The sequence below is a fragment of the Eisenbergiella massiliensis genome (assembly GCF_003435485.1).
Genome location: NZ_QVLV01000008.1, coordinates 1 through 24882, shown reverse-complemented (window position 1 = coordinate 24882; position 24882 = coordinate 1). Strand labels below are relative to the sequence as shown.

The 24882-nt window shown below is 49.0% G+C and carries 19 protein-coding genes and 2 tRNA genes; 1 reads left to right on the top strand and 20 read right to left on the bottom strand.

Features of this window, described 5'->3' with window-relative positions:
- Positions 1–127: 127 nt before the first annotated feature.
- From DXC51_RS12905 to DXC51_RS12805, 20 genes are all read right to left on the bottom strand, one after another.
- A complete protein-coding gene (locus DXC51_RS12905) occupies positions 128–1261 on the bottom strand; it encodes a GNAT family N-acetyltransferase (RefSeq protein WP_021639057.1) in 1134 nt (377 codons plus the stop codon).
- 211 nt (positions 1262–1472) lie between these two features.
- Positions 1473–2396 (bottom strand): hypothetical protein, encoded by a 924-nt coding sequence (locus tag DXC51_RS12900; RefSeq protein ID WP_025491551.1) that lies wholly within the window; start codon positions 2394–2396, stop codon positions 1473–1475.
- Positions 2397–2525: 129 nt separating this feature from the next.
- A complete protein-coding gene (locus tag DXC51_RS12895) occupies positions 2526–3947 on the bottom strand; it encodes a HAMP domain-containing sensor histidine kinase (protein ID WP_021639059.1) in 1422 nt (473 codons plus the stop codon).
- A gap of 1 nt (position 3948) precedes the next feature.
- A complete protein-coding gene (locus DXC51_RS12890) occupies positions 3949–4599 on the bottom strand; it encodes a response regulator transcription factor (RefSeq protein ID WP_021639060.1) in 651 nt (216 codons plus the stop codon).
- Between the two features lie 382 nt (positions 4600–4981).
- The gene (locus DXC51_RS12885) at positions 4982–6040 is read right to left on the bottom strand and encodes a PD-(D/E)XK nuclease family transposase (protein WP_021639062.1); all 1059 of its coding nucleotides are present in this window, start codon (positions 6038–6040) and stop codon (positions 4982–4984) included.
- A gap of 232 nt (positions 6041–6272) precedes the next feature.
- A complete protein-coding gene (locus tag DXC51_RS12880) occupies positions 6273–7355 on the bottom strand; it encodes a glycoside hydrolase family 88/105 protein (protein WP_021639064.1) in 1083 nt (360 codons plus the stop codon).
- A gap of 120 nt (positions 7356–7475) precedes the next feature.
- Positions 7476–9017 carry a family 43 glycosylhydrolase gene (locus DXC51_RS12875; protein WP_021639066.1) on the bottom strand — a complete coding sequence of 514 codons (1542 nt, stop codon included), beginning with the start codon at positions 9015–9017 and terminating at the stop codon, positions 7476–7478.
- 87 nt (positions 9018–9104) lie between these two features.
- Complete coding sequence (locus DXC51_RS12870; protein WP_021639067.1) at positions 9105–10058, bottom strand: glycoside hydrolase family 43 protein; 954 nt, start codon at positions 10056–10058, stop codon at positions 9105–9107.
- 241 nt (positions 10059–10299) lie between these two features.
- On the bottom strand, positions 10300–11199 hold the full coding sequence (locus DXC51_RS12865; protein WP_051358459.1) for a DMT family transporter: 900 nt from the start codon (positions 11197–11199) through the stop codon (positions 10300–10302).
- Positions 11200–11202: 3 nt separating this feature from the next.
- The gene (locus DXC51_RS12860) at positions 11203–12909 is read right to left on the bottom strand and encodes an amylo-alpha-1,6-glucosidase (protein ID WP_021639069.1); all 1707 of its coding nucleotides are present in this window, start codon (positions 12907–12909) and stop codon (positions 11203–11205) included.
- Between the two features lie 63 nt (positions 12910–12972).
- Complete coding sequence (locus DXC51_RS12855; protein WP_025491547.1) at positions 12973–13794, bottom strand: carbohydrate ABC transporter permease; 822 nt, start codon at positions 13792–13794, stop codon at positions 12973–12975.
- 43 nt (positions 13795–13837) lie between these two features.
- Complete coding sequence (locus DXC51_RS12850) at positions 13838–14743, bottom strand: carbohydrate ABC transporter permease (protein ID WP_021639071.1); 906 nt, start codon at positions 14741–14743, stop codon at positions 13838–13840.
- 24 nt (positions 14744–14767) lie between these two features.
- The gene (locus DXC51_RS12845) at positions 14768–16015 is read right to left on the bottom strand and encodes an ABC transporter substrate-binding protein (RefSeq protein ID WP_025491546.1); all 1248 of its coding nucleotides are present in this window, start codon (positions 16013–16015) and stop codon (positions 14768–14770) included.
- Positions 16016–16087: 72 nt separating this feature from the next.
- Positions 16088–17491 carry an MATE family efflux transporter gene (locus tag DXC51_RS12840; protein ID WP_021639073.1) on the bottom strand — a complete coding sequence of 468 codons (1404 nt, stop codon included), beginning with the start codon at positions 17489–17491 and terminating at the stop codon, positions 16088–16090.
- Positions 17484–20663 carry a glycoside hydrolase family 2 gene (locus DXC51_RS12835; protein ID WP_025491543.1) on the bottom strand — a complete coding sequence of 1060 codons (3180 nt, stop codon included), beginning with the start codon at positions 20661–20663 and terminating at the stop codon, positions 17484–17486. The genes DXC51_RS12840 and DXC51_RS12835 overlap by 8 nt, the downstream gene beginning before the upstream one ends.
- A gap of 63 nt (positions 20664–20726) precedes the next feature.
- The gene (locus DXC51_RS12830; protein ID WP_021639075.1) at positions 20727–21761 is read right to left on the bottom strand and encodes a LacI family DNA-binding transcriptional regulator; all 1035 of its coding nucleotides are present in this window, start codon (positions 21759–21761) and stop codon (positions 20727–20729) included.
- Between the two features lie 481 nt (positions 21762–22242).
- Positions 22243–22467: a hypothetical protein gene (locus tag DXC51_RS12820; protein WP_021639077.1), complete on the bottom strand. Its 225-nt coding sequence runs from the start codon at positions 22465–22467 to the stop codon at positions 22243–22245.
- On the bottom strand, positions 22457–23062 hold the full coding sequence (locus DXC51_RS12815; RefSeq protein WP_117530906.1) for a hypothetical protein: 606 nt from the start codon (positions 23060–23062) through the stop codon (positions 22457–22459). Before DXC51_RS12815 ends, DXC51_RS12820 begins: the two co-directional genes overlap by 11 nt.
- Positions 23063–23441: 379 nt before the next feature.
- Positions 23442–23515 (bottom strand) — tRNA-Met (locus DXC51_RS12810).
- 8 nt (positions 23516–23523) lie between these two features.
- Positions 23524–23596 (bottom strand) — tRNA-Val (locus DXC51_RS12805).
- Positions 23597–24077: 481 nt separating this feature from the next.
- Between DXC51_RS12805 and DXC51_RS12800 the strand changes: the two genes are divergently transcribed.
- A complete protein-coding gene (locus DXC51_RS12800) occupies positions 24078–24833 on the top strand; it encodes a helix-turn-helix domain-containing protein (protein WP_021639082.1) in 756 nt (251 codons plus the stop codon).
- The last annotated feature ends 49 nt before the right edge of the window (positions 24834–24882 follow it).

Here is a 24882-nt window from a genome sequence, read left to right as displayed (position 1 = left end):
TATCTCCAGGCATATTAGTATCCTTCTGGTAACCATGCACTTTCTTCAGAATTCAAAAAAGCATCCTCCGGTCAGGAAACCGGAAGATGCCTAATCGCTTTCTATATCATTTTAATAAAAAAATCTTTCAGAAAGAATCCGCCGCATACCAGAATACCGGCAACGGGAACCAGCCCACCGGAGCCTGCACATCCATGAACCGGCCATATTCTGAAAGCAGGAGCTCCTGCGCCTGATGCTTATCAAGCACCGCAGCCCCCGGCTTTGCCGCACGTTCCACAGAAACCCCATTTTCATCCGCCCATACCGTTACAGGCTGTCCGTCCAGGACCGCAGAAAATTCACCCAAAGCCAGTCCCAGGGTTTTCTGTTTCAGGGAAAGATAAGCCTCCAGGACATTGGCAAAATCAAAAATCTGAAACATCTCGCTGGGTTCCACGCAATAAGACTCTGCAAAGCGTCCGATACGCTGGTTCAGCGCTTTATCATAGGCAGACGCCACGATCTCAATTTCATCCCGCTCTGTATAAGCAAGATACGCCTTAATCACAGCCTCCATAATTCCCGCATCCAAAAGTCCCAGTTCACACACCGTATCACCGTTCCCACTGACAAGGATATATCCGGTTAACTTTTCGTTGTCCAGCACTGCCAGAGCCTTTTCCCCCATATTCCGCACAATGGAGCCAATCTGCTCCTTCGGCCTCTCCACCCGGGCAGGACGCTGTTTGTTAATGTTATAAACAAGCTCGTATCCGCCCTCCGCTTCCTCCAGCGGGCAAAAAGAAATGCCGCCGCAGTCCGTCTTCTTCAGTGCATGACGAATATTAGAACGGTTTACCGAATATTTATACTGCGAACCGCCCCGCGTAAACCCAAAATATTCATATCGCTGCCTCTGGCCGCCTAAAACGGCAATGTCACAGGTTTCGCGCATTTCCTTCAGCCATTCTCCCATCAGAACCTTCATATGGCCTTCGCCCCGCGCCTTCGGATGTACTGAAACGGTTCCCACAAAGCCTGCCTGCAGCGCTTTGCCGCCCACTTCAAGCTCTTCCCGCAAAACCGCAATCAGGGCGCGGATTTTTCCTCTTTCATCCACTGCTATACGGTGCATGGAGGCGGAATCAACGCCTTCTCCATAAACCCTCGGTATCAACGTTTCGAAATCATGCGGACAGTGCGCTTTACTGAAAACATAATCTGCAAATTCAATACAGGCTTCCCTTTCCTCAGGTTTTGCTTTTCTGTATTCGCTCATCGTAAGTTCCCCCTTTTTCTATTCCTGGATGTCTGTCTGAAAACATATGCAGAATCAGTGTATCCTTTCCTGCCGCCAATGTCAATCATATGAAATTCTGTAATACCTGGGCCCAAAATTTTGTAACGCTTCAGCAATGAATTTCCGGCTAAAGTTCATACAGAGCAGACCATTTAGCTGCGCAGGCCAGCGCTTCGCACTGACCGCAGGGCTATTTCGCCTTCAATTCCGTGATTTCCTCCGCATTTCCCGTTATGCCCCCTGCCATGTTATTATCCATTTCCGCGGCATTCTGTTCCCACAGCTTCTGCATCATCTCCATGATTTTTTCGTTTGCATCCAGGGAAATCCCCAGTACGGCCCGGTCATATCGGGAAAACGTGATGGAAGCACGTTCCCCGCTGACGCCATATACATCAATAGTAATGGTCGGATCGTTAGAGCTGTAGCCCTGGCAGTTATAGACGCATTCCTTCACCGCACCGCCGACCAGATTCTTTTTTTCCGCAAACTCCTTTGCCAGCTTCATGTATTCACCTGGATCCTTTGCCAGCGCCGCATCCAGCCCCAAATCCACTTTTACGCTCAGAGTCCTGCCATACGTTGCCAAAAAGCCTTCCCCCGTTACCGCATCTATCATAAAGGTATAGCAGTTATCCTCAGGCCTCCGGTTTGTGCCGAACCTCACATCACCGCTCCAGAACGCCCTGGGGAAGGTTTCCGTTCCATTATCATAGCCCATATAAACCGTGGCTCCGTCCAGCCTGACCTCAAACAGCCTCCATAAAAGCTGTGCACCGATTTCCGCCGCTTCCTCCTGGGTCAGATCATTTTCCGTGGGCTTTTTATCCCGATAATATTCCAGCGGATCCGAAACTGCCGTATAGCTGGCTTTGCTGTAGCCCTCCGGCGCTGTCTGGCCCTGCGCCGCAGCCGGAAGGTTATATACGGTGGGAATCCGCTCCGTCCTTCCCATATCGGCAGCCGCTGCCGCCTCCGCCATGCCGCTGAACATGGCCGCACAACCGCATACAAGGGCAAAAGCGCCTGTCACGGCGGCCAGAATGCCTGCTCCCTTATTTTTTCTCATTTTTCTTTCCATCCTGTTTTTCCCAACTTTTCTGTTCTCTCTCATTTTCTTTTCCTGCCTTTCTTTTTTACGGCGATACACTTTTCATAAATTGCCCTGCGCCGTCTTTTGTTTTGATAAGGCTACTATAATACCGCTATATGAGAGAGTTATTGTAAACTTATTATCAAGTGATTAAATTTCCGGAAAAATAATCCGTATGACTGTCCCTTTTCCCGGCGCCGAACCAATCTGAAGCTGCGCCTGATGCACCTGGGCAATCTGTTCACAGATTGACAGGCCCAGGCCCGCACCGCCCTCCTTCCGGCTGCGCGCTTTATCCACCCTGTAAAAAGGCTCTTTTATCTGAGAGATTGCCTTTTCCGGAATCCCCCTTCCATTATCCGCGACCGCAAGCGCCGGGTGCCTTCCCTGAAAATATGCGCTCACCCTGACTGTCCCGCCGCTGTCACAGGCCTTGATTCCGTTATCTATCAGATTGATCAGCAGGCTTTCCAGCAGATCCCTGTTCCCCTTCAGCTCCTCCAGCTTCGCTTCAAAAGAAACCGCAACGCCGCGGGACTCCGCCTTTGGCAGAATGGTCTGCTTTACGGCGTAAAACAGCTTATCCACCTGAATTTTTCCCAGGCTTCCCCCTTCCTCACGCAGCGCCGAAAGCTCCAGCAGCTGCTGGGAGAGATTGGATAATCTGCGGCACTGGGACATGATATAGCCCGCCGAGGAAACCTTATCCTCCTCAGAAACCGCCGCCTTCTGGAGATATTCCGCATAACCATATATGGCTGTCAAAGGTGTGCGCAGCTCATGGGCAAAATTATCCACAAGCCTCTGCTTCTGTGAGGCCGCCTCCTCCAGCTCGGCAATCTGCGTCTTTATCGTTTCCGCCATCTGGTTAAAGCTGTGCGCCATGGCTGCCACCTCGTCCCGCCCTTTTTCCGGAAGCCTGCCGTTAAAGTCCCCGGAAGTCATCTCCCGGGACGTCTCCGCAATCTGCTGCAGCGGATGGAACAGGCGGTTCAGCAGCGCTATCAGGCAAAGGGAGAGTAAAAGCGAAAACACACCGCCGCATAAAAAAAGCAGATTTTTCATTTCTCTCCAGTTCTCATAAATATCCTTAAGGCTGTATTTATAAATGAGGGAATAGTCCTCATAGGGCTGGGGAAAACACCCTTCCACATAGAGGAAGCCGTATTCCCCGGTTTCTTTTTTTTCCTTCACCATCCGTATTTCCCGCTGGCCGCTCTCCTTCAGGCTGGGCGCCAGCGCATTCTCCGCATCCTTCCCTGTCCGCTTTGTTTCATCGGAATACAGCAGCTGGCCGCCATGATACAGATAAAGCGACCTGTGCCCGTCCTGCCTGAACTGTGTATAGGGCTGCATCAGCTCCTCCATATTATAGTTCCCGCCGTTTCCCCTGCTGTCCAGCGCCTGCATGTCCCTGGCCGCGGAGGTGAGAATCATATAATGCTCCGACAGCGCCATTTCCTTCTGTACATCCAGTTTTTCATGCCAGAAAACCACCGCCAGAAAAAGGAAAGCGCCGTTGAAGAAAAGAAGAAATAAAAGCATGGTTGTAAAAAAGGTCTTTTTTTTCATATTATTTAATCTCCAGCCGGTAACCCAGCTTATATACGGTTTTGATGCAGTCCTCCAGCCCCAGCTTTTTGCGCAGCTTCTGGATATGGACGTCCACGGTCCTGATATCCCCTTCATAGTCATAGCCCCAGACCAAATCCAGGAGCCGCTCCCGGGACAGGGCGATATTGCGGTTCTTCACCAGGGTTTCCAACAGCTCATACTCTCTGGGCGTGCACTCTGTCTCCTGCCCGTCCTTTTCAATGGTCCGGCTTTCAAAATCAATCCGCACACCGTAAAAAACAAAATCCGTCCCGCTTTTCCTTGTCCGGCGCAGCACAGCCTCCACCCTGGCCAAAAGCTCCAGCATTTCAAAGGGCTTGACAATATAGTCATCCGCCCCCATGCGGAGCCCTCTCACTCTGTCGGAAAGCCCGCCCTTTGCCGTGAGAAAAATCGTAGGTACATGCTCCGCGGTCTGATACACCTCAAAGCCGTCCGCCCCCGGCAGCATAATATCCAGTAGCATCAGATCAAACTGCCCCTCCTGAAGCCGCCGGATTGCTTCCTCCCCGTCATATACAGACACACAGCGGTGCCCCACAAGCTCCAGGTTTCTCCTGATAAGCTCGTTGATTGCCGTTTCATCCTCCACGATTAAAATATCTGCCATAATCCTTCTCTTTTCCCTTTTTTCTTTATAACCGTAGTTTAAGCCAAAGTTATTATAGAGTTGTTAAAACCTGGCTGTCTGAACCGTTACCTGCATTCTTCCGGAGCCACTATACTAAACGGACATGTCTGCCAGGCAGACATCATCATGAATGAAAGTCGATTGCTCCGTGCTACGAACTCCCACACTCACCACCGACTTTCACAGTAAAAAAAGAGACGGCACCCAGGTTGGACAGCCGCTGTTTCCCCCTGATTGGATACCGCCTCAAATTATTGATTGCCATTTACTGCGTATAGCCCGGTGACAATCCGGATTCTAGTTTTAACGAATACAAAGTTTACTATTTCTTTATATGGCAGAAATTCCACCTAAAAACAGATTACTGCAAAGGATCCGAACTGGATTTTCTTTTCAGTTCCTCTATGCACCTAAGGGCTTCCGCATATTTTGCTTTTTCTCTTTCCAACTCTTCTTCATGCCGTTTTCTTTCTGCTTCCAGTTTTTTCTCATTTGCCTCAAGCGCAGCTGCCTGCGCGTCAATCGTCTCCTGCATCTCGTCAATCATATACTGCACTGTATTACGATCCAGTTCCCGCAATTCCTTTGAAAACATACCCATCACCTTTTCCATATTCCGGCAGAGTTCATAAATATCATCATACATCTCCCTGAACATCGGGTATTTATCTATCAGTTCAATTATCCGTTCCGGATCCTCGGAACTGAAAAACATTAACCACGCATCCAGTTCATTCTCTATGCTTTTATTTTCCATGTTTTTACGAAAAATGTCAAGCGTAATGAAGATAAAGTTCTGCAGAAGCTCAACTTCCAGACCTGTATCAAAGCCCCAGTAGGATTTATGCAGGTGTTTTCCCAAAACAGCATGAAATTCTCTTGCGCTTTTGTCAAACAAAACGATTATGTATACATTTTTGATATCCTTATAGCTGAACTTCTGCTTTGTCCTGTTTTTCTCATCCCGTACCCTTTTGTACTGCCTCAGCAGCAAATCCGCGGAATAACAGGCGCTGCGTTCTCCGGGAAAGGAATAGCCTATTTTCTGGATTTCCACGTTTGCCAGGCTTCCTTCTTCAAACTCCACCACAATATCCGTGATCAGCAGCGTATTCTCATCGGCAATCCTGCTGCCGTCGTTGGGAATCACCTGCCGGATCGTTACCTTTTTCCCAATCAGCAGCGACAGAAACCGGTTCAGCCTGCCAGGCGTATATTCCGGGTTCATGACCTCTTTAAAAAAAGAATCATAGAGGATCTTAACCCCCTTCATCCCTGTACAGAAATCAAGGAATTCCTCCTGCTGCTCCGGCTTCCAGCCCGTGAATACCGCATACAGTCCGCTGTTTTCGCCAATCTCCTTCAACACCTCCTTTCGTTCCCTGATGAGCGGGAAATAATTCCTGAGCCTATTTGCCATAAATGCTCCTCCTGTCTTCAATTGTTGTCATTTACGGATTTTTGCTTCGAAAAGAAGCGCCGAAATGAAAGACCGGCCTGAACGGCCTGTTATTACAGCAGCGTAGATACTGCTGTGTGACGGAATTATAATAACATATCTTTTTAAACATGGCAATACAAAAAGTCCGTATTCTCATTCCGTTACCAGAATCAAAATACGGACCTTTACGTTTACTTTCCAGTATCCTGAATTACATCACCGTCTCCATCTGCGCGCACATCAGCAGGAAGGCGCCAACTCCATGCAGATCGTTTACTGAAGTGGGGCGCTCGCAATAATGCCTGTAATCCCCCACGCCGGTTCCAATGCACACGCCGCCCACCAGGAGATCCTCTCCCTCCCAGGCCAGAGAATGGATAACCGCTTCATACCCTTTGACGGCCTGTTCCAGGTACTGCTCCGGCAAAATCCCCTTATGCACCGCTTTTACAATGGCGGCCGTATACAGACAGGAGCATGAGGTTTCCAGCCAGTTGCCCTCTTTTCCGCCTTTATCCACTACCTGATACCAGCGGCCGTCTGCAGACTGATAACGGCAGACAGACTCCAGCAGATTACGCACCAGGGCACACAGCTTTTCATACTGTGGGTGGGAAGGCTCCATAAAATCCAGTTCGTCCAGAATGGCAACCGGCACCCAGCCTATGCTTCTCCCCCAGAATTCATGAGACAGCCCTGTTTCCTGATCCGCCCAGTCCTCACGATGGGAACAGTCCCATGCATGATACCACAGGCCGGTCTTGTCATCCCTTGTTTTTTCCTCCATGAGAAGCGCCTGCTTCGCAGCAAGTTCCAGATATTCCGGCTGCTGGAACCTGGCGGCATATTCCGCACAAATCGGTCCGGCCATATACAGGCCGTCCAGCCACATCTGCTCCGGACATCCTTCCTTATGCCAGAATCCGCCGTCCTTGTTTCTGGGAAAATCCCTTATGATAGGAAGCAAGGTATCCAGCGCCTTCTGATACCTTTGATCTCCTGTTTTATCCAACAGCGGATACAGCAGAATCCCCGGCTGGATATCATCCAGCTGCCCCTTGTCAAAGGTATGTATTTCCCCATTCTCATCGATAATGGAATCCACCCAGTCTTTGATATACTGAAAATACCTCTCATCGCCACAAAGCCTGTATGTCTGATATACCCCTGAAAGGAAAACACCCTGGTGATAATGGAAATGTCCTTTGGGCGGCAGATCCTGCGCCGCGAATTTCCGCATCATCGTTTCGCAGGATGCTTTGGCATAATCAATTGGTTTCCTGTTCTGATTCATCTGATTTCCTCCCGATTGCCCGTTTTGGTACAAAATAATACATATTATGCACGTTCCGGCTTTTTCCAGTGATACACATCTCCCTGACAGCCGTGCAGTACAATTTCTTCTTCCTTATAATCAAACACGGACCTTTTCCAATGAAAATGCAATAAAATCAAAGCTGCCTTCCCCATCATAGCGGAAATACAAATCCTGCTCGCCGTCCGGCATATTTACTTCGCCGGAAACCTCCTGCCAGGAATCCGAATCCACATCCACGCGGATCGTTCCGGCCGCTTTTCCTTCCGCTTCAGCAGAAACGGTCACGGTTCCCTTACCGCAGCCTCTTACAAGCATGGTAATCTTTTTTGTCCCGTTAAAACAAAACGATTTATACCCGATTACCGTGCCGTCGCCCACATTGGCTATATACTGGACGGGAAGCCCTTCCTCCGTATTCACGCCTTCCGCATCAGGATCCCTGTCCGGGATATCCTGGGTAAGATAAGGGAACCTGAATTCCATATCCCCCTGGGAAGAAAATACAGCCCCGTCCTTTCCGGTCAGCCTGCAGCAGATATAAGCGGGATATTTCCCTTCTCCGGCCAGCGGGCCATCATTCAAACCGCATGAGGTCACCGGCACCTGCCTGATATGCCCGTCCGCATCTATGCTGATTTTTTCCGCGCAGCCCTGTCTGGAAAACTGGGTGCGGTTGGTCTGCCTGTGGTAGAAAACATACCACTGCCCGTTAATATATTCAATGCCGCCATGGGTATTTCCCAGACAGTTCAGGGCATCCTTGGCACATCTTCCCTCAAGTCCCACATCTCCGATATCTATGATTGTCCCGCCATAAATATAATCCCGGTCAGGCCTGCTGCTGACCGCATAGCACAATTCGTGGCTGAGGACAGAGGAATATACAAAATAATAGGTGCTTCCGATTTTACGGATGGAGCTGGCCTCAAAAAACTCATGGCCCACAAAGCTTGTCCCCTCACTGTCCGCAATGGAGGGCAGAAGCAGGCGGGGCTCCGTTTTCAGGGTAACCATATCCTTTTCCAGCGTCATCACCTGGGAGCCCTGCTTCCCTCCGATATGCTCCTTATGCATGGGCGCGTTGCCGGAATACAGATAGATTTCCCCATCATCATCTATAAAAATACCGGGATCAAACTGTCCCAGATCATTCTCCCCTCTTCCCAGTATAGTACCGTCCGCATGCTTCACAAAGCCCAGGAATTCATAGCTTCCCGCAGGCGTATCGCAAACTGCAACGCCGATTTCCGGAAGGAAATCCAGACAATAATATAAATAATATTTTCCATCCAGCCCCTTCACCACGTCCGGCGCCCAGAGAGCATGGATTCCGGGAGGATTCAGGCCATTTCCAAACCTGGACTTCACGTTGTAAATTTTACGGATTGGCTCCGTTTCCGTAGGGTTCTGGTTTCTGGGGTCCTGATCCTTTCTGAAAATAACGCCTTCATACTTCCACTGCGTCAAATCCTTCACATCCGCCGAATAGCAGATATAATCGTTCAGGCAGAACATTTCACCGTCAAAACGGTCATGGCTTCCGTAAACATAAACACGGCCGCCGAATACATGCGGCTCCCCATCCGGTACGTATTCGTAGGATGGCAAATAGGGGTTATACACCTGTTTCTTTGTCATTGCTTTCTCCTCCTGTGATTAAAGGGCAGTAACTGTACAGTCCCTGCACAGTTACTGCCCTTCCATATTATATCACATCCGCCAGCTTTATACATACCCCTTATCCGACCAGTTATGGGATTTTATCCGATCATATTCCTCCATGGAAATGGTCAGTATCGTTCCATGCTTAAAGCCATAAGGGAAATCAAAGGAAGCGTCCGAGCGCACAAAATGTCCGTCCGCCAGGCTGTCCGCCACAAAGGGGACATACCCCTGTCCCGCGCCGGGAACGCCGTAATAGTCCAGGAACAGGCACCACCGGCCATCCTCCAGCTTCACCGCGGTAGGCGCTTCGTACAGGCCGCTTTCCACAGCTTCCATGCTTTCGTCAAAGGCCTCCACACGCTCGTAAGGCCCCGCTGCATGGGCGGACCGCAGAAGGATGATCTTCTCCGGGTTTCCTTCACTCTTGATAAACATATAATACCAGCCGTTTTCCTCGTAAATTGCGGAGTCGATCACGCCGCTGTCCTCTTTCCGGTATAAAACCTCAGGAGAGCTGAATTCCTTAAAATCCTTCGTACGGCTGTAATAAATCCCTTTCCTTCCATAATTATTGCAGCTGTGGGAGGACGACCAGTGCAGCAGATAATCCCCGTTTTCCCTGTCATAAATAATATCCGGCGCCCACAGGCAGCCGAAATTCTCATCCCCGATTTTTGCCAGCCGCTGCTCCGTCCAGTCCACCAGATTGTCCGATTCCCATACGGAAAAGCATTTGCTGCCGTTCCTTCCGATTTCGTCCCAGGAACCATGATACTGGTTTCTCATACCATAGGAGAGGCTTAAGTCCGTGGCAAAAATATAAAATTTCCCATTCCCTTCACACCGGGTAATCGTGAAATCCCTCACGCCCTTGTCCCCGTAATAGGTCCAGAGCACCGGATTTCCGCCGTTCACCTCTTCCCAGTGGAATCCGTCCTTACTCAGGCCGAAATACACCTGCTCCCCGTCCGGGGTCGTCTTTTCTTTGAAATGTACAAACAAGTATGCCTGCATTTCATTTCTCCTTCCGTCTGAAAACTGTCAGTAATTTTCTGAGGAACTCCTATACAAATATGCAGCCTTCCCTGTCTTTTGCATGTGATTTATCCCCGGCAAAAGGATAACCTCCACAAGGCTGTTTACCGGATATTTCCCCAGAAATATATTCTAACATGAATTACAGGCCGGAAAAAGAGGAAGCTGGCATACTGCGGCATTCTTTTTTGCAGTCATACTGCGCCATTCTTTTCCCGCTTTATTTCTTACCCCCGTTTTCTCCCTTACCCACGCCATTGCCGATCAATCTGCGTTTCCATTTTATCTCCGGGATAAGCACCGCTGAAAGGATCATCCCCGCTCCCGCCAACATGCGCAATGTTATATGCTCCTTTAAAAGCAATACGGAAAACAGGCAGCCAAATACCGCTTCCAGAGATAGTATGACCGCCGCCTTTGTTTCATCCACATACCTCTGGGAAAGGGTCTGCAGCAGATAAGTAAGCGCTGTGCTCACCGCACCCAGATATAAAACCGACAATACCCCGCCGGCAGTAAAGCTTATCTTCACATTCCGGCTGCATACCAGCCCGGCCAGAGAACATATGCAGGCTGTCGCCATCTGTACAAAATTAAGCGCCATGGGGCGATACTTCTCCACCGCTTTTCCCGTCAGCACAATCTGAAAAGCAAAGCAGACCGCGCCGGCCAGGGTAAGCGCATCCCCAAGCCCCAGCCGCAGATCCCGTTCCAGGGACAGAAAGCCAACGCCGGCCAGCGCCAGAATCGCACCGCATATTTCGGCCGGCCGCACCTTTTTTCTGTAAAAAAGGAACGCTATAAAGGGGACAAAAACCACATTTGCCGCGGTAAGAAAGGCATTTTTAGAAGGTGTGGTATAACGCAGCCCCACCGTCTGAAGGGCGAAGGCGGCAAACAGAAACACTCCCATCCCTGTTCCCGCCTTCCACTCCTGCCTGGTGATTTTCGTAACCCGGGGAAAACCGGCAACGCCCATAAGAAGCGCCGCCAGAAGAAATCTTCCTGCCATAATCTGAAAAGGTTCCAGGCTTTGTAACGCAATATCGCTGGCGGTAAATCCCGCGCCCCAGATAATTGTGACAAGCAGCAGTCCCAGCATTCCCCAGTATTCCTTCACGTTTTACTCCTCTCCCAGATCCGGATATTCCCACAGCAGCTGCAGGAGAACGCAGGAGGGCCAGGAAAAAGCCGGATCGTCATAGCCATCCCCGGTAAAGGGATCATAATTTTCACTCATCAGCCCGATTTGCGTGACACGGCAGAATTTCTCCGCCAGCCTGCGTGCCTCCTGCTCATAGCCGTTGTCCCGAAGCGCATCTATCATCAGATACATAACCGGCGCCCAGACAGGCCCCAGCCAGTATCCGCCCGTTTTGTAATATTCACTCCGGGGGTTTTCTGTTGCCAGCCCGTACGGCGTCTCAAACCGCTCCAGCATCTGACGCACCAGTTCATCCGCCGTTTTCTTTTCCATCCGATAGGCAATCTGCAGCGGCATATACATTAACAGACTGTCACCTTCCATAATCTGCTGCCGTTCAGGCGTATACCATGCGCACAATCTGCCGTTTATAAAAAATCGTTCGAAAAAGCGCCCATACATTTCATCCGCTTTTTTCTTCCATGCCGCACTTTCCTCCGGTCTGTGAAGCTCCTGCGCCATACGGGAAAGCACATCCATCTGATAGATAAGAAATGCGCTCAAATCCGGGGATTCCACAGGGAAACCCCGATGGAAAACAGAAGCGTTGTCCCAGCCTGAATCATTTCCGTGAAAATAAACCGGCATCACGGCTCCCGGCGTCCTGCGGCAGCAAAGCCAGTAATCCGTAACGCGGCAGAAGCTTTCATAGGCCTCCTCCTGAATTTCCTTCTGTAAAAAGAAAGCATTCTGAGCGCTCATTTTCTGAAATGCCCAGGCATGGATAGGAGGCTTGGTACAGTTAAAGGAAGCGCCCGCCTCATTTATGTAGTCCGCATATACGCCGCAGCTGTCCTGATTGTCCATAAAAATCTTCAACTGTCCCCATGCCAGCTTTGGCTGCACACGGCTCAGTGCAATCCCTCCAAAGCAGTTATCCCAGCTCCAGATATTAAACATCCAGTTCTTTGACATATACATGGCGTCGTGGGTGAGGAACCCATTTGCCGGGACGAAATTGGCCCAGGTAAGATAAGCGGCCAGCCTGCGGCTCTCCTCAAAAACCCTGTTTGGTCCGCGAAACTGCCGTTCCCAGGCATCGAAGGCTTCCTTTGTTTCCTTATGGGCTTCCTCATAGGAAGGATATTCCTGCTTTGTTCCCACACACCGGTAGCTTTCCAGGACGCAGTGTGTCCGCAGCGGCGCTCCCTCTGCATTTTTCCCGCAGACAGAGATAACCGCATCCCTGCTCCCCACCACATCCCACTGCTGTGTCTGCGTTATCCGCCCTTGCAGACAGGTAAAAAGAAACTTCCGCTGTTTTTTATAAAAATGATGTTCCATCCGCCTTTCGTCCAGGGGCACAAGCGTATCATATCTGCCTCCTCTGGCATGCAGTTCAAGCACCAGGCCATCCGCCAGGAAATGGACGCGGCCATCCCTGTCCATGCAGATTTTCAGCCAGCATTCCGCCTGTCCTTCCCGAAACCACATAAGCTCAGATTCCGTACGGATAAAACGCTGCCTCTCCCCGATTTCCGGGAACCGCATTTCATAAATATCGGAGCAGGTTTCATCTCCGCCATGCAAGTCCCGCAGATACAGGCAGCCATCCTCCTGATTGATCGAAACGGCAAAATAAGAGCCATACCTGCTGAAAGGAATTTTTTCCAATCCGTATTCCATACCCTTCTCCTTTTCTTTGAAAACAGCCGGCCATCTCTGGCCGGCCGGAATTGTTCTCCCGCTCTACTTAATGGAGCCGCTGGTTCCTTCTATAATATATTTCTGCGCCCCGATAAATGCTAAAATAGGGGGAATTATCATGATAATCGTGATGCAAAGCATGGGGACAATCTGCGTATTATGCACGCCCTTAAAGGAGGCCAGCCCCAACGCCAGCGTAAACTTGCTGCGATCCTGCAGGAAAATCAATGGCCCCAGGTAATCGTTCCATACCGTCAGCAGATTCAGGACCGCCACCAGGATAAGCTGCGGCCTGAGAATCGGCATGAAAATCCTGGAATAGATCTGGAACGCATTGGCCCCGTCAATCCGCGCCGCTTCCTCATAATCCTTAGGAACCCCCATCAAAAACTGCCGCATCAGGAAAATATAATAAGCCGAGCCAAACCATGACGGCACAATCAGCGGTTTCAGCGTATTGATCCATCCGAACAGCTTGAATTCCATATACTGCGGAATCATCGTCACGTCCCAGGGAATCATCATTGTGGAAAGAAGTATCATGAACAGCACATTTTTACCCTTGAACTCATATCTGGCAAACCCATAGGCAACCAGGGAGCAGGACAAAAGCTGACCCACAGTCGTTCCGATGGTTACCAATATGGAATTTTTCAAAAATGTACCGAATTCCTGAGACTGCCATGCATTTACAAAGTTGCTCCACAAAAATTTCTTCGGAAACAGGGACGGCGGTATTGCATTGATCTCCGCTTCCGTTTTAAATGCGGAGAAAAACATATATACAAAAGGAAAAAGGAAGTATACTGCCACAAGAATCAGCAGTGCGTAAATCACGGCTTTCGTACCTTTATTCAGTTTCATATCTTCTCCGATCTGCGCGCCGGAGCGCACGTTTTATTTAAGATCAGCCTTTTTTCTTTTTGCCGCCCGCTTCAGATTCATAGAACACCCAGGCGTCGGAAGACTTAAACACAACAGAGGTCAGTACCAATATGATGAGGAACATCACCCAGGCGTTGGATGCCGCATATCCAAGCCTGTGATGCTTAAAGGCGTTATCATATACAAACATACCGTAAAAATAGGTCGATTTTAATGGTCCTCCCCCTGTCAGCAGCATAACAAGCGTCAGCTGCTGGAAAGCGCTTATCATGGAGGTAATCAGGTTAAACAGAATCGTGGGCGTAATAATAGGTATCGTAATGCTGAAAAACTGTTTCACAGGCCCCGCGCCGTCCAGGCTGGCCGCTTCATACAGATCCACAGGGATATTTTTAATATTGGTGTAGAATATCAGCATCATCGTCCCCACGCCGAAGGCGCTTACCAGAATTACCGCGAAGAGCGCCCATGCCGGATCCACCAGCCAGTCCGGCCCGTCGATTCCCAGCAGGGAAAGCAGGTAATTGATAATCCCGTACTCTCCGTTGAACATCCATCCCCAGATAATGGAAATCGCAACACCGGACACCACCGTAGGTATGTAAAATATGGTCCGGAAGGTCTTTACCCCCTTTACCGGCTGTGTGATAAGCATTGCCAGGAAAAGGGCGATTATCATATTCAGAGGGACAAAAATTGCTGCATATTTCAGTGTGATTATCAGAGATTTGCCAAATTGCCGGTCCTGGGTAAACATTTCCAAATAATTGCTGATGCCGCAGAATTTCGGCGAGCTTGTGATCGGCCAGTCAAAAAAGCTCATCACGAAGGAAAGAATCAGCGGCCCCGCCGTAAATACCAGAAGCCCTGCTATCCATGGCAGGATAAATAAATAGGGCGTTGCTTTTGTTATCCACTTTTTATTCATAATTTTTGTCCCCCTGACATCCTGTTACTGCTCGGCGACCACTGCGTCCAGCACGGTTTGAGGATCCTCCAGTGTATTCGGGTTAAAAATCTCTTCAAAAGATAAAGAAAGTTCATCGGAAATATAGGACCATTTATCTGTCAGGAAAATAGTAGGGGTATATCCCACGCTCTGCTCCAGCATCTTATAAAAAGGCGCATAAACGGGATCCTCCATAATTTTCTCAGATTCCACTACGGACTTATGAGGAGACATTTCATATCCGAGACGTTTTTTATTCAGCTCCACGCCGGTCCAGTACTTGATGAATTCCCAGGCAGCCTCTTTGTTTTTGGAATCCTTGCTCATGGCAAGGCCCGATGTGCTCAGGTTGCTGACGGAATCATGGCCGCTTCCCGCAAAAGCCGGAATTTCCACAACGCCATAATTCAGACCGGCTTCATTAAAGGCATTGATAGACCATGCGCCGTAAATAAACATTGCGGATTTCTGAGCGCTGAATTCATTGCGTCCGCCTTTTTCCCCGGCAAGCGCGTAGCCGTCCTTCTGCATATCCTGGAACATCGTAAACGTTGCCACAGACTCAGGGGAATTCAGATAACCGTCCATCTTTCCATCTTTGCCTACATAGCTTGTATTATTGCTCCACAGATACATTTCATAATCGTAGGCATCTGCCTTGATTCCATAAGAGAAGCCGTAAATGCCAAGCTTTTCATGAATCTGTTTTGCCGCCGCTTCCAGGTCATCCCAGGTCCAGTCTGAGGTCGGATAAGCCACCCCCGCCTGATCGAACAGATCCTTGTTATAAAAGAGGCAGTGCGTGGTAAAGCCTACCGGGATACCGTAAATCTTGCCGTCCATGCTATTGTAATTCCACAGCGTTTCATAAAAATCCGCTTTAAAATCCTCGCCTTCCTTTGCAAGATAATCATCCAGAGGCTCCAGGCCTTCATAATAATCCGGATAATTCCACATATACATCACATCCGGCGCATCTCCCGAACCCATGCCTGCTGCAATTTTGGTATCAAAATCACTGCCGTAGGCTTCCAGGACCACCTCAATATCATCATGCTGCTCATTAAAAGCATCCACCAGCTTCTGCTGATCCTCCAGATCCTCCGCGCTGTCCCAGGAAGCGAAGCGGATTTTCACCTTACCGCCTTTTCCGGCCTCCTCCTGCCCGGTCCCTGCGCTTTTTCCGCAGCCCGTAAGCACCATGGATACCATAAATACAACCGCCAAACCCAATGCCATTATTTTTTTCATGCTTTCTCCCATCTGCGCGTTCCCGCGCGCCAATAAAAACTATATGTTACTTTTACTGCATGTTTTGTTTTTTCACATCATCCTTTCCCTCAGACCTGCTTTTTTCTTTGTATGATGGTAAACTGCCACGCTCAGCAGAAATCTCGATATCTGATCCAGCGCTATGATAAGCCATATGCTGAGAATGCTCCATTTCAGCACATAAGCCGCGATGATGCTGAGAGGTATCCTCACAATCCAGATTCCAAAGCCCGCAATATACATGGGCACTCCCGGGTACCCGGACGCCCTGATGGTGCCATTATAAATACGGGACAGATTCTGCGGAATCTGTACAAATCCCATAATAAATACATAGACCGCCCCGATGGCCTGCAGCTTGGGGTTATTGGTCATCAGTCCCATAAAAGCCTTCGGCAGCACGATCAGCAGCAGCGAAGTACAGATGCTGATCCGAAGAGCTATCCTGATTAACTGGTTAAAATAGGTTTCCTTTAATTCATAATCCTTCTGTCCCAGCGCGCGTGCCGCCAGCGTTGTGGAGGCAGTGCTGAAGCCGATGGCAGGCATTTCCGTCACGGTTTCCGCCTGTATGCCCAGCTGGTAGGCTGCAAATGAATTCTCACCGTAAGCAAGGATTACCTTACTCAGAATGATTGCGGAAAACTGCCAGAACATGCTTTCAAGCGCCGCCGGTACTCCTGTCCTGTATATCTCTTTGATTAAACGGCCGTCAGGCCGCAAATGATGCTTTTGCTCTTCCGTATTCCGCAGCAGGCCGCCTTTTCTGTATAGCAGATACAGACCGATGCAGGCGCCTCCCGCCTGGGATGACACCAGCGCCATGGCCGCCCCCCTGATTCCGAATTCCGGCAGCAGGCCCGGGCCGAATATGAGAAGATAACCGAAAATGATATTGATAATATTTACCGCCACCGCTATGTACATAGGCGTCCTGGTGTTCCCATGCCCCTGAAAGGTTGCCGTCACCACCGACATGATAACCACAAACGGGAACCCGAATACAATGATTCTCATGTATTCTCCCGCCTTAACCAGGATTCCCGCATCCTCCGTAAAAAAACGGAAGACAGGCATTCCCACAAAAAACAGCGCCACACCTAAAAGCAAAGCGATGGGGATTTCTGTCAGCAGCGTCTGTTCCGCCACTCTCCTGCATTTATCACGTTTTCCGGCCCCGAAGCTTCTGGCGATCAGAACCGTGGCTCCTATGGCAACGCCTTTGTAGAAACACCACAGGGTATCCGTAATTCGCACGCATATTCCCTGGGCTGAGATATCGGATGCCATCAGCCGCCCTATCATTGCCGTAGAAATAAGTCCCGCCGATACCTGAAGGAGATTTTCCAAAATCATGGGTATAATCAGGCGGTAGATTTCTTTCCTGACCGTTTTTTCATTCCCGTCCTTTTCCGCCGGGCTTCCTCTGCTTCTTCCTTCCCTGTTATTATTCATTACTTTTCACCGCCCTGCTTTCCGCAAGCGCTTTCCATGCGCCTCGGGCCTGTTCCCAGACACTCCCGCGCCCGGCCGCCCCCAACTGCCATTTCAGATGAAAAGGAAGCGGTCGCAGCCTGTACTGAGGAAGCGCTTCCGGCCCCCAGCTTGCGCTGCCCAAACCATTCTGCGCGTAATCTGCCTGAAGATACACCTTATTTTCTCTGTGAAGTTCGCAGGTATGCGCAGCACGGGTCAGCTCCTCCTGGGAATAATGCAGGATACTGAAGGAAAAAGGGCTTTCGCCTGCCAGATACAGGGCGTTGTTATTTCCTTCAAAAACCGCGAATCTGGTATCTTCCCTGTTTCCGTTTTCCTGAGGCACCACGTAAGGGAAATAAAAAGCATCGGCATCCGCCCGGTAACGGCCCACCCGGTTGCCTTCCTTACAGTCGGGATAGGTCTCAAGAGGCCCTCTACCGTACCACTGCGCATTTTCACATGGGTCATTGAGCAGAAACCGCAGCCCGATGCGCGGCAGGCATTCCGGCAGCATTCCCACCGGGTTCCCATTTACCTCAATCGTCACTTTGCCTTCGCTGTCAATGGTGTACGTGCTGTCAAGCAGGATTTTCCATTCCATGACAATGGGCGCATAGGTCTGTCTGCAACGGATCACCGCCTTCTTTTCGTCCCAGTCCGCTTCTATCGTCTCCACCACATTACACATACAGTCCGCCCGGTAATCTTCCCACATTTTCTCCATATTTTTGTCGTTATCCACCGGCGCCCTCCAAAAATTGAAGCCCAATCCCCTGCAGAGCAGCTTTTCTCCCCGGAAGGTATATCCGTCCAGCCATCCGTGAATACAGTCAAATTCCAGGCTGAAATCCCTGCCCTGTAAATACAGCCGGCCATTTTTCATTTCCCCCGAAAGCGTTCCCTGCGTACTTTCCTGTACTTTTGTCACGGCGCTTAAATCTGCCGCCATGTCCTTTGGCAGGATATTATCCACTTCGGCAGCCTGCACCAGCCGTTCCTGATGGACGGCCGCCTCCAAAGGCCCGCTTCCCTGATACCACCGGGGATTTTCCCTGTAAATAAAGCGCAGACAGATCCAGGCCTCCGGCAAGCCGTCCCCACCAGGAATCTCACCTTTCTCAAACAGTTTTATTTCCTGTTCAGACTGCGGTGCAATCCCGTCGATTGGCACTTCCTTTTCCCATCTGACGCTGCCGCAGGATTCCAGGGTGCAGATGCATTTTAAATGGGAAAGCGTCTGAAAATCATATCGGTTCCGTATGGATATCGTGCCCTTTCCGGCTGAAAACCCGAAGCATCTGACCGGCTCCAGCGCTTTTTTCACCTGACTCAAAGCAGGCGTGGGCCGTCTGTCGGCCTGCACTAAACCATCGCAGCAAAATGCGCCGCTGTTGGGATAGTCCCCGTAATCTCCCCCATACGTAAAATACGTAACTCCTTTATCATCCCTGCGTTTTAATCCGTGATCCACCCATTCCCATATAAAACCGCCCTGCAGCCGCTCATATTTATCGAAAATTTCCCAATATTCCTTTAACCCGCCGGGGCCGTTTCCCATGGCATGCGCATATTCGCAGACGATATGCGGTTTTCTTTTGCTCGTATCCCTCCCCAGCCGTTCCAGCTCCTGATGGCTCGTATACATTGTGCTGTACATATCGGCGATGGAAGCATCCCTGTCCTCTTCATAATGAATCAGCCGGGACGGATCATATTCCTTCACGAACCTTCCTGCCGTCACAAAATTGCTGCCAAAGCCGGACTCATTTCCCAGCGACCAGACAAGGACACAGGGGTGGTTTTTATCCCTGCGCACCATGCGCTCCACACGATCCAGGTAGCTTGCTTCCCACAGCACATCCTCGCTGAGACGGTTCATTTTCCCTTTAATATAGGTCATCTGGTTGCACTCCAGATCCGCCTCCTCCATCACATAAAAGCCCATACGGTCGCATAAGGACAGGAAATCCGGATGGGGCGGATAATGGGAGGTGCGGATGGCATTGATGTTGTTTTCCTTCATCAATACCAGATCTCTGTGCATATCCTCCAGGGTTATGCAGCGCCCACTGCTTTCATTCCAGTCATGGCGGTTGACCCCCTTGAATTTCACAGGCTTCCCGTTAACAAGCATCCTCCCGTTTTTCAGCTCCACCCGCCTGAAGCCGACCTCTTCCGCATATACTTCTACAATGCGATCCTCCTGCGCATCCTTTAAAACCATTTCCATACGGTAGAGAAAGGGCTGTTCCGCCGACCACTGTCTGATCTCTTCTATTTTTTCCTCCAGCTTAAGCTCCCGTTTCTCCCCCGGCGCTGCACACAGCTTAAGCTCCCTGCATAGGACCGCCGTCTCTTCCCGGAAAAGGCGGATCGCAAGAATCAGCTCTTTTTCCTTTCCATCTCCATTTTCCACACAAAAAGAAGCGTTCAGGATTCCCTTTTCCCCATCCTCCGTCAGTCCGCAGTCCAGCTGATAATCGGCCAGATGGACACGGGGCCTGGCAAGCAGCGCCACATCCCTGATAATCCCCGAAAACCACCACATATCCTGATTTTCCAGATAGCTGCCCTCACAGAATTTATAGACCTTTACCGCCAGCAGATTTTCCCCGCTGCGAAGGCAGTCCGTCACATCAAATTCCGCACTTAAGCGCGATCCCTGGCTGTATCCCACAAATGTGCCGTTCAGCCATACATGGTAAGCGCTTTCCACCCCGTCAAAGCGGAGCAGATATTCTTTCTCCTCATCCTTTTCCACCCGGAAAAAATGGCGGTAAGCGCCTGTCGGATTGTCGTTCTGAACCGCGGGCCTTTCCAAAATGGGGAAAAGTGAGATCGCATCGTTGTAGTGGGGATACCCGAAGCCGTTTAACTGCCAATGACCGGGCACAGGCATCTTGCCCCACCCGCTGCTGTCAAACTCCGGCTTCATGAAATCCTCCGGCGTCTCTAACGGATTTTCATAATATGTAAAATCCCAGCTGCCATTCAGCAGCTTATAATTGCCGCTCTTTTCCCTGTGCATGGCCGCGGCGCTTTCCCTGTCTGCATATCCTGTATAAAACGGCCTTGTGCAAAGCCTGTTTCTCTGAAGGACTTCGATGTTGTTCCAGTCCTGTAACTCATAATTAAATACTGCTTTCATGCTGACTCCCCGCATCCGCTTTGGCGGATTTAAATCTGTTTTTTCATCTGTTGTTTCACAAAATCATTCCCGCGCACAGCTCTGCCGGAGAATGAGCTTATTGGGTATGACGGCCCGGATTCCTCTGACCCTGCCGGTACGCATCTGCTCCACCAGCAGCTCGGCCGACATGCTTCCGATCAAATCCCCATAGATATGCACTGTGGAAAGCGCCGGGGAAATGAACTCTACGGTTGGGACATCATTGCAGCTGATAACGGAAAGCTCCTCCGGCACCCGGATGCCGTTTTCCTCAAACGCCCTTAAGCATCCCATGGCCATAGCGTCATTTTCTATAAAAAGCGCCCTGGGAAGATCTCCGTTCTCAATCATCTGGCAGCATAAACGGTACGCGTTCTGTGCATAGTTGATATCTGTTTTCCAGACGAATTCCTCCCTGTAAAGTCCCTGTTCCTCAAGTATCTGTTTAAAATAAAGGAAACGTTTATCCTCCACCGCCCGGCCGCTTACCGCCACGCCGTAGGTGCCTACATAGCCTATTGTTGTATAAGAAAGACGGAAGAAATGGGACAGCGCCTTTTCCACAAGAGAGTGGAAATCATTGACTACACAGTCCGCTTCCACCTCCATATCTTCCGGGTCAAAATCGGCAAAAACCACAGGGATTCCCGAGGCTATCACGCTCTGCCGGATCTTTTCATTCCGATACCAGCCGCCTGCATGGCCTATCAGTATCGTACCTGAAAACCTGCTCATATCAAGCTCCTTGCCCTCTTTGGCCGGGCAGAAAAATTCTCTTACCCTGCAGCCCTTTTCTATTAAAGCATCCTTTACCGTCACACGAATCAGCTGATAATAGGAATCCATAATCTCGTCATATTCGCTGTAAAGAAGCACCAACGCCACCGTCGCCTTTCCCCTTGCCGCCTCTTCCTCCGCGTTCGTTCCGGTGCCCTTATAGCCAAGCTCTTCCGCTGTCTCCCAGATTTTTTTCTTCGTACTTTCAGAAATCGAAAAGCTGTCGTCCCGGTTCAATACTCTGGATACGGAGGTAATGGATACCCCTGCCTTAGTTGCGATATCTTTCAGTGTGGGCATATGCTCTCCCCTTTCAGTTTTACTAAAATTTACTTCCTTCTATATTTCTGATTATATGCAATTGTTTTTCTCTTGTCTACACTTCTTTTCATATTTATGTGCTATATGTATATTTTTGTATGGATTGCATAATTAAATTATGTGTATTTTGTTCGCTTTTTACTTTAATTTTGTGGCATAATGGCCATTTATTTTACTAAAATTTTTACTAAATTTTACTTTGCTTTTTTCACATTGCAGGAATCATTTTTATAGTTAGGTTAATTTCCAGAATAGACTTTGAGTTCAGCAGAAATGAAGCTTTCCTTTTCACATAAAAAATCCGGGAGTCCTCTGTTTTCGTTGGAGAACTCCCGATCCGTATGCTTGATACAAGCCTTTTGTTTACATCTCTTTTAACCTGTAATTGGCCTTTCCTGAGAAAGGCCCCCCATCTCATCTTAAACATTCTGTCCGGAATCTCTGAATCCCGGCAATCGCTTTAGATCACCTTAATTCCGGGACAATGCATTTTTATATATGGAACAAATGCATCTATCTGCCGTTGATCCATACCCTCTTTAAAGGTGACAGCAAATTGAATTTTGGTGAACAGGGAAAAATATTTTTCTGTTATCACCAGTTTCTTCAAATGAGCATAGCCCAGAATAGCCAAAGCGCCGGTGGAGTGATGATTCCCATACATCCGCTCATTCCTACTGTTCATTGACCACCTGTGCAAATTCCGTGAGAAATTTTTTAAAATTGTCAACCTCTTCTTTCTGTTCGATTTCCGAGGCCGCCGCCAGGGGAAGCGATACGATAAACTGCGTGCCGCCCTGCAGATAAAATATTGTACGGCCTGAGGCTTTCAGCTTAACCTTTTCCACCGTCTGGCGGGTCAGATGCAGGATGCACTCCGTATCCGCCTCGATCGTATTATAGCTGGGATTACCCACGCACACTGCAAAAATTTCATCGCCCCGGTAAGCCAGAACGAATTTGGGCGGGTGACTGCCATAGGTATGTAAGTTTGCCCGCACTCCAAAGACCGCTCCCACAGCGGCTACGGCGAATTGTCTGGCGAAATCCCCGCCCGCCTCCTTCAGTAAGGACATGGTGTCCTTTTCCGCCTGCGCCATGACCACAGGGTATCCTTTGGCCTGGGGTACGGCTTCTTCCACAGCCCTGTGCATTGCCTTAAAAAGCGCCGGCTTCTTCTTTGCCCGCTTTGAGTTAAGCTTTGCCCTCAAAAGCAGCATAAGAAGCAACACAACTAAAATACCGCCGAACATAATAAGAATTCCGCTTGCCTGACTCATCTTCCATTCTCCCTCTTCCTGTGTACGCCGCAAAGGTTTCCACATTATTTCATTTCACTGCCTGTACATTGCCCCGGAGCAGCCGCAGCTGATTTAACAGCAAGACTATGGACTCCGCCGGTTTTGCCTGGCATTTATCTTTTATTATACAGGAGGCGCCTGCCGCGCCAAACTCCAATTCATTACGATAACAATACCTTTTCATGACATACACGTTGGAGACTGTCTGTCTATTCCGTATAGAAGACCGTTGCCACAGCTTCTTTGTCTGCGTGCAATCGGCAGGTGTGGCTGTATTCTGTTTTTCGGGGGAACTTTCCTTTCATGCAAAAAAATAGCGGAAATGTTCTGATAAACATTTCCGCTAACCATATTCAAGTAGCGAGAGGGGGACTTGAACCCTCGACACCACGGGTATGAACCGTGTGCTCTAGCCAGCTGAGCTATCTCGCCAGATTATATGGGACCTATAGGGCTCGAACCTATGACCCTCTGCTTGTAAGGCAGATGCTCTCCCAGCTGAGCTAAGATCCCATAATCAAACAAGTTTCTGAGGCGCTTTGTTTACCGCACTCGCAACCTGCTTGATTAGTATACAAAAAATGGGACAACTTGTCAACACATTTTTTTAAATTTTTTTACAACTTTTTATCACTTTTTTCCGAACTCTTTTTTCCATTTATACGAATCTTATCTATGGCCTGATTTTCATTTCCAGACCCGCTATATGTGTATGCAAACTGCATCAAAATACGGAGCTAGAAAGCCTTTTTGTTTACTTGTAACAGCTTCTGCCGGTACATACATTAAACTTAACATAAGAAAATAAACTAAAAGGGCAAAAATTTTTTTTAGCAATCATAAATAAATTCTCTCCAAAAACCGGTCCAGCCAAATATTCTATTCAACCACAGGCAGAATTCGGCTCACTTGGTAAGCTATTGTTCTGTTTTCATACTTCAGTTATACTTATCACAAGAAGAACGTTCTTTGACTAAAAGAAAAGAGGAAACTTATGAAGCTATCTATCGGAAATAAAATAAAAGCTTTACGCCGTGAACGGGGAATTACTCAGGAACAGCTTGCAGAAAGTATCGGTATATCCTTCCAGGCGGTAAGCAAGTGGGAAAATGATATCTCCCTTCCCGATATCACCCTGGTTCCCGCCCTTGCAAGCTACTTCAACATCTCCATTGATGAACTCTTTGACTTTAATTTAAAGGAAATCCAGGAAAAAACAGAGGAAATATGCCGGGAAGCATATAAATACAGGAAAACCGATCCCGAAAAAAGCCGTAAGATTCTTGAGGAAGGCCTGCATAAATATCCTGACAATGATATTCTGCTGAATAATCTTCTTTATGTTATGAATTATTCCGACAATCCGGATGAAACCATTTCCGTAGCCGGAAAACTGACTGAACAGACCGATGACCCTGCTGTAAAATATGATGCCCTCCGTTTCCTTGCCTATGCTTTTCATGCAAAAGGAGACCGCAACAGCGCTTTAGCGGCCATTGATCAGCTGCCCGAAATCTATTTTACTAAGCTGACAGAAATGGCATCTCTACAGACAGGTAAATCCAAACTGGAAGCAGCAGAAAAACAAAAATGGATTTCTTTTGAAAATCTGCTGCAAATGATGATAAAAATCGCTGAATATTACGAGGAAACGGGTAATATTACAGCTGCATTATCCGAAATAAACCGGGCTCTTTTGCTTCTATCCGCAATGAAAGAAGAAGAAAAAATTGAAAAATTTAAGATTTGAGACTGTCTATATAACTGTGTATTGTAGTAAATTGGTATGTACCCGGTTT